This window comes from Glaciimonas sp. Gout2, assembly GCF_035018905.1.
GTDB lineage: Bacteria > Pseudomonadota > Gammaproteobacteria > Burkholderiales > Burkholderiaceae_D > Glaciimonas.
Genome location: NZ_JASJXA010000018.1, coordinates 75,862 through 87,617 on the forward strand (window position 1 = coordinate 75,862; position 11,756 = coordinate 87,617).

At 42.9% G+C, this 11,756-nt stretch carries 8 protein-coding genes; 1 reads left to right on the forward strand and 7 read right to left on the reverse strand.

Translation table 11 applies throughout. From position 1 onward, the window contains the following. Window positions 1-56 precede the first annotated feature (56 nt). From waaC to QN379_RS13935, 7 genes are all read right to left on the reverse strand, one after another. Entirely contained in the window at window positions 57-1,082 is a 1,026-nt protein-coding gene (waaC, locus tag QN379_RS13905) for a lipopolysaccharide heptosyltransferase I (protein WP_323506896.1), read from the reverse strand. Between the two features lie 21 nt (window positions 1,083-1,103). Further along, a complete protein-coding gene (locus QN379_RS13910; RefSeq protein WP_323506897.1) occupies window positions 1,104-2,498 on the reverse strand; it encodes a phosphomannomutase/phosphoglucomutase in 1,395 nt (464 codons plus the stop codon). A gap of 458 nt (window positions 2,499-2,956) precedes the next feature. Beyond that, the gene (locus QN379_RS13915) at window positions 2,957-3,277 is read right to left on the reverse strand and encodes an H-NS histone family protein (RefSeq protein ID WP_322233131.1); all 321 of its coding nucleotides are present in this window, start codon (window positions 3,275-3,277) and stop codon (window positions 2,957-2,959) included. A 322-nt stretch (window positions 3,278-3,599) separates the two neighbouring features. Beyond that, window positions 3,600-5,528, reverse strand: a complete 1,929-nt coding sequence (locus tag QN379_RS13920; RefSeq protein ID WP_323506898.1) for a nucleoside-diphosphate sugar epimerase/dehydratase — start codon at window positions 5,526-5,528, stop codon at window positions 3,600-3,602. A gap of 64 nt (window positions 5,529-5,592) precedes the next feature. Next, window positions 5,593-6,153: a sugar transferase gene (locus QN379_RS13925; RefSeq protein ID WP_322233135.1), complete on the reverse strand. Its 561-nt coding sequence runs from the start codon at window positions 6,151-6,153 to the stop codon at window positions 5,593-5,595. Between the two features lie 13 nt (window positions 6,154-6,166). Next, window positions 6,167-7,126 carry an SDR family oxidoreductase gene (locus tag QN379_RS13930; RefSeq protein WP_323506899.1) on the reverse strand — a complete coding sequence of 320 codons (960 nt, stop codon included), beginning with the start codon at window positions 7,124-7,126 and terminating at the stop codon, window positions 6,167-6,169. Window positions 7,127-7,215: 89 nt separating this feature from the next. After that, window positions 7,216-8,004: a hypothetical protein gene (locus QN379_RS13935; protein WP_322233139.1), complete on the reverse strand. Its 789-nt coding sequence runs from the start codon at window positions 8,002-8,004 to the stop codon at window positions 7,216-7,218. A gap of 990 nt (window positions 8,005-8,994) precedes the next feature. On the opposite strand from QN379_RS13935, the gene QN379_RS13940 reads away from it, so the two are divergent. Next, on the forward strand, window positions 8,995-11,367 hold the full coding sequence (locus tag QN379_RS13940) for a hypothetical protein (RefSeq protein WP_323506900.1): 2,373 nt from the start codon (window positions 8,995-8,997) through the stop codon (window positions 11,365-11,367). The last annotated feature ends 389 nt before the right edge of the window (window positions 11,368-11,756 follow it).

The window sequence follows — 11,756 nt, forward strand, 5'->3', positions numbered from 1 at the left end:
TTATGCCGTGTTGTGTTAGCTGGGTGAACTGTTAAGGTCAATAATCGATGTGTGGTTTAGGCCAAAAGTCCAGAGGGTGCGTCCAAGTCATCCACCGACTTCAGTAGAGTGTCCAGGGCGGATATGACCTCATCAACCGTCGGCGATCGGCCCTCATCCCCTAAATTAACAATATTCTGGGACCAATTACCTTCCGTTTTCCAGCGTGGCGAATCACAGTACAACTCAATAGTCGGACGGTTAAAAGCCGCCGCAACATGCGTTAGTCCGGTGTCGACACCGATCACTAAAGATGCTCGCTGGGCCAGCATGACCGCTTCCATCAACGGTAATTTAGGAAGTACGTAGGCGTTAGGCATTTGTGCGGCCATCTTCTCAGCCGTTTGTTTTTCAGCCTCGCTGCCCCAAGGCAACAATATTGTCATCTTGTATTCTGATAATTTTTTAGCGATGCGTACCCAATTGGCAAACGCCCACTGTTTTTCGGCGCGTGCAGTGCCGTGAAAAAAAACAGCATAAGGAGCACCCGCCAACCACGTTGGCGACTGTTCAAGTGGGATGTCTGGCATCTTCAGATTGAAATCTGCCAGGCCGTCAACGCTATAACCCAACGCTTGGGCTGCAACCTGACGCGCACGCAAAACTGCATGCGTACGCAAATCAACCTTAACACTCATCGTATGAAAAATACGCGATATCGGTTCGTAGCCAGAACCCTCCGTCGCGTTTGCCAATCCAACCCGTTTGCCATTTTCTGCGATACGCGCCATTCGCATAACGATACTTGTTTTCAACAATCCCTGCGTATCAAAAACAACGTCATAAGCATCTTGCTTAAGCAAACGTCTAAAGTCGGACATTTCTCCCCGCGTCGCCACTGTTAGCAGGCTTTTGCGCCAGCGTCGCAACGCAAACGGAATGACTCTACGCACGTCTGGGTTAAGCCGTACCAAACTAGCGTAACCTTCCTCCACGACCCAATCAATATTGGCATCAGGAAAATGGCGTCGGATGTCAGACACCATGGGCATGTTATGCACTACGTCGCCTAGCGAGGAAACACGAACGATGAGGATGTTCAAGCAAATTTCAGTACAAAAATGTTAAAAAGGTAATATTGCATCGGGTTTAACTACTAGAATCACCCGCTTAAATTCTGCTTGTATGCGCGCTAGTGCATCTTCCGATTCGGCCTCAAAACGCATGACTGCCACCGGTGTGGTATTCGATGCCCGCACCAATCCAAAGCCATCCGGATATTCCACGCGTAAGCCATCAATCTTGATAATGTCATCCGCACCGGGAAACTCCGCTTGCTGCTGTAAAGCGGCAATCAGCGTAAAGTTCTCGCCCTCGGCCAAGGTCAATTGTAATTCCGGCGTGCTAGTCGATTGCGGTAGTGCGTTCAGCACCGCTGAAGGATCACTCTCCCGACTCAACAATTCCAGCAAGCGGACACCGGCATACAAGCCGTCGTCAAAACCATACCAACGGTCTTTGAGGAACACATGTCCACTCATCTCACCGCCCAACGGCGCACCGGTCTCGCGCATCTTCGCTTTCACCAGTGAATGGCCGGTTTTCCACATCAGCGGCTTGCCACCGTGCTGCGTAATCCATGGCGCCAGATGGCGCGTACATTTAACGTCGTACAAAATTTCCTGGCCCGGATGACGGGTCAGGACATCAGCGGCAAACAGCATCAATTGCCGATCCGGATAAATGATTTGACCATCTTTGGTGACGACGCCCAGACGATCGCCATCGCCGTCGAACGCCAGGCCAATTTCTGCGTCAGAGGTTTGCAGCGCCCGAATGACATCCTGCAAATTCTCCGGATGCGCCGGATCGGGATGATGGTTCGGAAATGTTCCGTCCACCTCACAAAACAATTCTTGTACTTCGCAGCCGAGGGCGCGATACAGTTCACCAGCAAACGCACCCGCCACGCCATTGCCGCAATCGACAACGATCTTCATCGGCTTTGCCAACGTCACGTCGCTGAGGATGCGTTGCAGATAGGTGTCCTTGATATCGTGCGTGCTGTAATGCCCCACATTCTGCGTCTGCTCGACCGTGCGGCTAACCGCATCCGTCGCAATCGACTGATACAGTGCCTGAATGGTTTCGCCATAAATCGCCTCGCCCGCCAAAACCATTTTGAAGCCGTTGTAATCGGGAGGATTATGGCTGCCAGTCACCATGACGCCGGATTGTGTGTCCAGCACATGGGTCGCAAAATACACCATGGGCGTGACGACGACACCGAGATCAATCACATCAACGCCGACATCCTGCAACCCTGCCGCCAAGGCCGCAGTCATTTCCGCACCAGATAAACGCCCATCACGGCCGACGACGACGGTCTTTTGGCCTTTAGCAAGGGCCGCCATACCAAACGCCTGACCGATATGACGCGCGATGCCAGCATCAAGCGTTTTACCAATAACACCGCGGATGTCGTAGGCTTTAAATATTGAATTTTGGAGTCGGAGCATAATTTACTACGAAGGATTAAAGTGAATAATGTAGGGGCAACGTCGCTCTCAGCCATTTCCAAGGCGTTGAAAGCTTTTAGCACTATGGCGCAGCTTCCATCAAACTTCCTAAGACGTCACAACGATTTCTCGACTATTTACATTTACAGAGCAGATTCGCCATCTAAGACAAAGAGACAAGAATGTAAAACTTTGAACATTAATGCTGATTGAATGAGGCTGCACAAAGAATTAAATGCAACACATCTCAATTCTTGTGATCTGACGCTGACACGCAGCATAGGCGATAGGACCCACCAGCCAAGCATACATGTGACTCAATTTCTCAATACCGTCTTATTAAGTCCGTAAAATTAATCTGCGAACTAAATTAATCTGCGAACTAAACCACCCAAATTTGTATGTCTGTTTTATTAACTGCAAAAAGCATGACTCTTTGAATTAGTTGCGAACGAGGACTATACGTGCAACGCATCTAGCGATTTGCCCGAGGAAACCCATTCTTGTATCCACTTCGGTTGGCGACCGCGTCCAGTCCATTGCAGCGATGCATCGGAAGGATTGCGGTAACGCACAGCAACCTTATTTTTTGTTGCAGTATTTTTGTTACGTGGCGGGGTGCTCAATAAATCCTTTAAGGAAATTCCCGCACTTTGAGCGATTGCTAGAATTTGCTCACGCGCTTTCGTCATTTCTTCGTGCTCACGGTCCTTTAAGCTCTGCTTAACTTGCTCTTGCAATACCCGTAACTGGGCAACTGTCAGGCCTGATAAATCCATAATTACTCCGTAAATTGAGGTTCATTGAAAACTGCATATGCGATTAACTTTTATAGTTTCGCAAAAAAAATCAAGTAATCATTATATTAAAAATATTGTGGCGAGTTTACTAAATCGAATGATCTAGCATCACCTGACACTAAAGGCTAAACGCGTAGATGGATTATGCTGAGAATATTAAAAATAATTTATCAGCTTTCAATTCGAATGGTGAGTCATCCAATATATATCGTTTCACCCATACGATATCTTATAAATCAAAACAAAAAAAATCTATCTATTTTCAAAATATATTTACTATTTATTTAAATACGAATACACATCATGCAGCGCGATCATTAGTTTCATTAACGCGCCAAATGAAATCTGCAATGTCACATTGCGGTGTGTATTCAGCAACGGTACGCAAAAGTATCGTACGCACTTCTTCGTAATTAAACTGATCGCATGCAATATCTAACTTAGCTAGTAAATCCTGCAATACGACCCAAGGAATCTCTAACTCTTGGGCGCGCATGATTAGTGGGTGTTCTGTTCCTTCGACATTTTCACCAATCAACAACTCTTCATATAGCTTTTCACCGGGGCGCAAACCAACATGATTAATCTCGATGGTACCGTCGGGAGTAGAGTCAGATAACACCTCAAGGCCACTCAAATGCACCATACGTTTAGCTAAATCAACAATCTTTACGGGATCGCCCATATCCAAGACAAATACATCTCCACCCTCACCCATTGCACCAGCTTGTAAAACTAATTGTGCGGCTTCAGGCGTGGTCATGAAATAGCGCATAATCTCTGGATGCGTTAAAGTAATAGGCCCACCAGCAATAATTTGCTTGCGAAACAGAGGCACTACCGAGCCGGAAGAGCCCAAGACATTGCCAAAACGCACCATGCAAAAACGTGTACGTGACGGTGATTTAGCCTGGAGCCTTGAAAAGGCCTGCAATATTAATTCGGCGAAGCGCTTGGTAGAACCCATAACATTCGTAGGTCGCACCGCCTTGTCAGTAGAAATCAAAACAAACGATTTGACTCCCGCTGCCATCGCCGCCTTAGCCAAACTTAACGTTCCAAAAACATTGTTCCGGATACCCTCTATAGGGTTATGTTCGACCAACGGAACGTGCTTATAAGCGGCAGCATGATAAACCGTTTCAACAGAGAATGTACGCATAATACGCTCGCATTTTTGCGCATCAAGTACCGAACCAAGAAAAGGCAATAACTCCAGCTCAATTCCAAGATTCTGCTTTAGCTCCACCAACTCCTGCTCAATTGAATATAATCCAAACTCAGACATTTCAAGCAAAATCAAATGCGATGGGCGTTGGCGAATAATCTGGCGGCATAGTTCAGAACCAATTGATCCGCCCGCTCCGGTCACCATGACCGATTTATTCACTATACAAGCGGAAATCAGATCAGGGTCAGGATCAACTTGGTCGCGACCAAGCAAATCCTCAATCTCAATTTCGCGAATATCCTGCACGCGTAACTCGCCATTGATTAAACTCTTAATCGGCGGTGCTACTTTAATTTTTACTTTGAGTGGTTCCAGATGATCTAGGATACGCTTTTGCTGCGCCTTGGTCTGTGAAGGAATAGCGACTAATACTTCCTTGATGTCGTAACGCACAATCAGGTCACGCAGTTCACCAGCCGAAAATACCCTAATACCCGCAATAGTGGCGTTATGCAGCTCTTTGTTATCATCAACAAATGCCACTGGCAAATATTCATTACCGGTGCGCAAAGCGATCGCCAGTTGCGAACCAGCCTGCCCTGCGCCATAAATAGCCACTCGCACCGCTCCACTATTTCTAATGAAACCGCTCAGTTGTAACAAATAAGCGCGTGCAATAAATCGACTCGCAGCCAGATACAAAATCGTACTTATCCAGTAGGTGCCAAATACCGCGCGTGAATATCCGCCTGTTTGTGTAAATGTCGCCAATGCTGCCAGCGTGATCACGGAAAGAGACACTCCGAACACCACAACGTAAACAATCTTGTGATCTATAAACCGAATGACCGCCCGATATAAACCCAATCGGATAAAAACAGGAATAGATATTATTGGCGTTGCGACGAGCAATAATTTATATTGAAGAAGCAAGGGAAGATTGAGATAATCATAACGCAGCCAAATTGCCAGACAGAATGTCAATGGCAGAAAGACAACATCTAATATTACCGCTATAAATTGCTTGTAAATTCGTGACAAATTTAGAAACCAAATCATATAAATAATTCAATTAAAGTATATAACATCAATAATAATCGGAGCTAACGTTCATCGAATCATTTTAATGTGTAACATTATCCCTACGCACAACTTTTAATAAAGTGAGAAAAATTATTCTAACATCAAAAAATATTGAACAATTTTGCATATATTCAATATCTAATTTCACTTTTTCTGGAATCGGCAATTCATCACGGCCATTAACCTGAGCCCAACCAGTTAAACCTGGTCTCATCTTATCAACATCATACTCAGTACGCAATGTAATCAGATCCTCTTGGTTAAATAATGCTGGACGAGGCCCGACAAAACTCATATCTCCAAGAAAAATACTCCACAATTGCGGCAATTCATCCAGACTGGACTTTCTTAGAAAAGAGCCGTTCGGTGTTAAATATTTATTTGCATCAATCAGTAAATGCGTAGCTACAGCTGGCGTATTTATTTTCATGGTACGAAATTTAGGCATGCGAAAAATTTTATTATTACGACCAATACGGTCTGACCAATACACAATCGGCCCTTTCGACGTGATAAAAATCCATAAAGCAATCAAAACTATAGGAATGCACAAAAGAATAGATGCCACTATAGCCAGAAATAGATCAAAAAGACGCTTCATAAAATGACCATATTTAAAATATACGCCTTACTGTTTCCTTTAAGCCATCATTTACAGATATCGGTGGTATCCATCCTAACCGCTCTTTGGATTTGCTTATATCAACCTGCAAGGAGCCTAAAAGACGTTGCGCCGTTGCACGCTTTCCAAACATACTAGCAAGTAACATTAATACAACAGGAGGTACAGAGAATAAAAGAGAGCGCTTACCAAGCGCTTTTGCGCAGGCGTTAAGTAATTCGGAAATTGATAAATCATCTCCATCGGATACAAAAAATATCTCGTTGGCCGCATCTGGATGTTCAATACAGCAGATAATTAAACTTATCAGGTTTCCAAGGTAGACAAAACTTCGTTTATTTTTCACTGCCCCAAATGGCAAAGGAACCCGCGAGTGAACCCAACGCAGCATACTCGCGAAATTTGCCTTTACATCTGGGCCATATACTAAGGGCGGACGAATAATAATAACTTCTAATCCTGTGTCTTTGGCTATTTGAAATAGCCCTAATTCCGCCTCATATTTAGAAACTCCATAAGCATCTTGGGGGTTTGGAATATCTTTCTCTGTGAGTTTTACGCCGTCAATCGTTTCTTCACCATTAACTTTGATCGAACTGAGAAATATAAATCGCTTTACGCCGGATTCCACAGCCTGCTTAGCAAGATTTAATGTGCCAGCACCGTTCACTCGTCTAAATTCAGCAAGAGGATCGCCGGAGACTTCTTGCATCACGTGAACGCGCGCTGCCACATGTATGACCGTATCAATTCCAGCCAGGCATCGCGACCAATCGGTTTTCTCGTTAATGTCTAGAATGACTTCCATTTGAGCGTCTGGCAAAGAAAAAGGCTCCCTGACAGCACAAATCAATTTTACTCCAAGCTCAATCAATCTTAAAGATAACGCGCGCCCCACAAATCCACTGGCGCCAGTGAGTAGAATCGCATGATCGATTTTTTTATTTTGCAATTCCAGACCGTGCTCCATAGATATGTATGGCTATTCGTTATAAAAATCTCGTTAGCCTATGTGACGTTTCCTTCTTACAGCGGAATTTTTCAAAGTTTAGATGACTTATCTACGATACGGTTCCAACTAATTTTCAAATAAGCGCTTGATAAAAAAAATTTAAAAGCACTGCTTAAATGCCATAACAAGTAGCGTATTTTGCGATGACTATCATGCTGCGCATCGTGAACAACCTTGGCATGTTTACTAACTAAAATTTTATACCCAGCCAAACGAGCCCTAGCACAAAAGTCTACATCTTCGTAGTACATATGATACTTTTCGTTTAATCCATGCAAACTAGCATAGATTTCGCGCGGAATTACCATAAACATTCCTGCCACCCAATCAGGCATGATTACATCTTCTGTATCAACGAGCGCCTCAGGTTTTAATGAAAAATGACAAAGTCGACTTAACAATTTTTTGCACAACAAAAAGGGGCTTGGAAAATGTCGAGCACTTGGCTCAACTTCATTTTTTTCATTAAGGACCAACGGTGCGCAGATGCTATTAGGTGATTCTTTAAGAAGAGCCAACAATATGTCGAAAGGATCTCGGAGCAATTTTATATCTGGATTGAGAATGACGAAGTTCTCCGCATTGCTAAAGTTAAAGGCAAAATTATGATTCTCGGCAAAGCCCTTTGGCGTGCTATTTTCGATCAATCGTAAAGGAAATGAAAGTCCATCATAATCAACATCAAATTTCTCATGTATATTACTAATCAGAATAATTTCGACATCATCCCTATTAATTTTTCTTATATTTTGAATCAGTTCTTCAATATATTTTTTATGACCATGACTCACTATTGATATTGAAAATATTTTTTGCATGAGGGTTGATGTAAACAATTAAATGGAACACGGCGCTCCTAAATATCAAGTGAAATTATTGCTACTATAAGTTGACGCCATGGCGATAATTTACGAATACTTAACGATTCAGGCAGCTTTAATTTTGAGCATAAGGGATGACCGTTGCCCCCTTCGTCTGTTGCCAAACTTATTTCCTAATCTCAGCGAGTACGATTAGCAGCGAAACCTCTCTGCTCATCACAGCAAATTCACGCACCTTCGGCCGCAACAATTTGAAAAAACTGTGTCTGAAGAGACTGTCTGTAACATTATCTATTTGGCTCCGCGCGTTGAACCCAAGCACACAATCGCCCATGACATGGCAATCAGACGCGCATACAGCAAAGTCCTGATACTAGTCTCCGTAGCTAAGTTCTAGCATGCCAAGCACATTTATCCAATTTTTGAAAGTATCGGCGGACCGTGTCTCCCCACCCATTGGAAGACTGACCTTAACAAGACCGTTGGTAAAGCTCTCCCATTAGAACATTAGTCAAACACCCATATGCTGTCCAACAAGGAACACGTCACCGCCAAGGCCGTTGTCGACAGCTTTTTCCGCATAACCCGATCCCGAGCCATCAGATAGCAGCAAGATTATGCCGTCGAACCAAGGTCGGGAAACGTACAGTTTCAAAGTTTGCAATGGGCGCATAGCTTACAGCGCTATTTTGTCGACCAACGTTACGCATTGCTAATGCGGACAAATGTAAAACGAATGCGCGCCACTAAACGCACCTTTCCGTCCTAGGTCGCACCAAACGCCGTCGCCTTATCGCGCAATACACTCCCTAGGGCAAGATTCGATTATTCACCACTACTCGTATACACTCGGCACATCAAAATACTCAAATATCCGGTGGATACAGGCATGAATTCAATATTTCGATTGCCGATCTAAACAGCCCGTCTTTAAGTAGATACGCATTTTTTTAAATTCCAGCATTTAATTTTATAGTAGAAATCGAGATGTCCATCCTTTTAAATAATAAACAAGATATCAGTCCAAAGAAAAATGATTTCGTAATCAAATTCTCTATGTGGTCGATATTGTTAATTACCATCGCTTCAATATTTGTTCCGCTTTCTCCAGCTATGCCATCCGGTGGTCTCGATCCGTCTTGGCAATTCGCGCTCAATCAAGCTGTGGCGCAAGGCTTCCAATTTGGCAAGCAAATTATTTATACTTTTGGGCCTTATGCATCTATCTATACCAAAGAATACCATCCTTCGACAGATTTCATAATGTTGATGGGAAGTTTGTACTTGGTAGCGTCATACGCATTTTGTTGCTCAATATTAATGCGTCGCCTTAAATGGCCGTGGCAGCTTACTTTATTTACAGCTTTATTTGCATCAATATACTCCAGAGATGCCCTACTTTTCTCTTTACCGCTAATTGTCGGATTAGCGACGTTCAAAATTATAACGACTAATAATGAACTACGAGATAATAAAAAATTAATCCCACTGTCTATTGCTATAATTTTTATGGGGTTGGGTTTTTTGCCATTAATAAAAGGAACTATGTTGGTGCTGTGCACGCTGACAACATTTATTTGTGCATTATATTGTTTTATTAAAAAACAAAAAATACTAGCGATAATCTGCACAATGTCACCCGCCATTTCGATGCCTCTATTTTGGGTAGCCGCGGGGCAACCCATAGATAATCTGGCAACATATTTCTCATCTATGCTCAATGTGATTTCCGGATATTCCGAAGCGCTGGCAGTGGATGGCGATATTAAAGAAATTATCGCTTACGGTGTCACTTCAATACTTATATTCTTAGCTATCTTTTTCCAAAATAAAATTGATCTTATTTCGAAGTTCTTCCTAGCTATAGTTTATTTTTTATTCTTATTCATTGCATTCAAGGGGGGATTCACTCGTCACGATACTCACACCATCATAGCTAGTACTTCTCTCCTAATTGGTGCATTGTTGCTACCAATTTTCTTAAATGGAAGAAGCATTTTCCCTGTAATAATCATTGCGTTTATTTCTTGGAACTACATAAACCATAGCTACTTTCGTACATCTATGGTGGATATCGGGAGAAACATTGGCTTAACGTATTTTTCAGCTTGGGAGGGCGCGAGACAAAGGATAATTAACCCAGATTGGCTGAACGTTCAATTTGATGCTGCCGTAAAGAAAATTCGCGTCGAGGCATCTTTTCCCCTTGTTCAAGGGACCTCAGATATTTATTCATATGACCAATCTTACTTAATTGCATCCGGGAATTTATGGTCTCCAAGACCAATATTTCAAAGCTACATGGCTTACAGCGCCAAATTTGCAGAACTAAATAAAGATTACTTATTGAGTTCGAAAGCCCCAGAAAACATCTTTTTTAAAGTAGATTTAATCGATGGTCGAATGCCCTCTCTTGATGATGGTGTTAGCTGGCCTGTTATTATTCAAAATTATCAACCACTGGAAATAAAAAATAATTTTTTGGTTTTTCGGAAAAAACCTATAACAAACAAACCTGAATTTATAAATGTCAAAAAAATGGAGCGGAGCTTCGGTGAGAAGATAAATCTGCCTAATTCTCCAAATCAATTATTTGCCAAATTGGAATTCGCACCGACCATCGCTGGAAGGTTAATGAGTATTCTATTTAAACCCAGCCAATTATTTATCACTCTTAATTTAAAAAATGGTAGTAAAAAGGAGTTCCGAATTATATCTGACATGGCAAAGTCAGGATTTTTGATATCTCCCTTAATAGAAAATACACTAGAATTTGGAATGCTGTACGGAAAGCCAGAGTTTTTGAGTGAAAAGATGGTGGAATCTTTCTCAGTGTCATCGCATTATGACGGGATCAAGTCTTGGAGCGGAAAATATACGGCGACCTTGAGTGAAATTAAGCCGGTATCTAAAATTAATGTTTCAGAAATTTACAAATCCGAATTTAGTGATTTTGATGATGAGCTCTTGAACATTAACGTGCAGACCTCAGAGAAATGTAACGGTGTGATTGACATGGTGAACGACAAGCCTCCTAGGTCTGCGGGGATAGTGATCGCAAATTTATTGAGAGTTAACGGTTGGCTTGCAGATTCGATTGAAAAGGCTACATTGCCGGAGGCAGTCTACATAACCTTGACAGACGAGAATGGGAAGCGTCGATATTTAAATACGCGCCGTATTCTGCGAGCTGACGTGGGTTCTCACTTTAAAGACTCCCGCCTTAATAATTCGGGCTACAGCATGGTCGCGAACGTATCCAGTTTACGAGGAAACTATAGCCTTGGTCTAGCTATCAAAACCCTTGGAAAGACTATGACATGTCCACAGTTTCACCTGCCAGTGACTTTTTCCCGATAAGCTTTCTTAACAAAATTAATTTTTCTAAAAGCTCTACATCTCATCGAGTAGGCGCTATGGGCGCCCTTCCGAATGCAACTTGTCAGGGCATCAAGTTAGCATGTCCTGTTTTTAATATCCGCAGATTCAATTCAAGAATTCGGCAAATTCGATTGTGATCTTGATGTTACGCAAATAAATTAGGACCCCCAACGTCCATTTCGCTGGCTGGCCGTGAAAAATTCGGCCAATCGGCGAGCAACGAACTTCTGCGCAGAGAGTATTTCAGCGAAATAGCAGCAGTCATACCTATATTTCGCCTTTCGGTTTAAAGGTAAGCGTTCCCTCAGTACCCTCTACCCATAAACACCAAATTTCTGCATGATTTGAATGGGAAGGCACAAATTAAT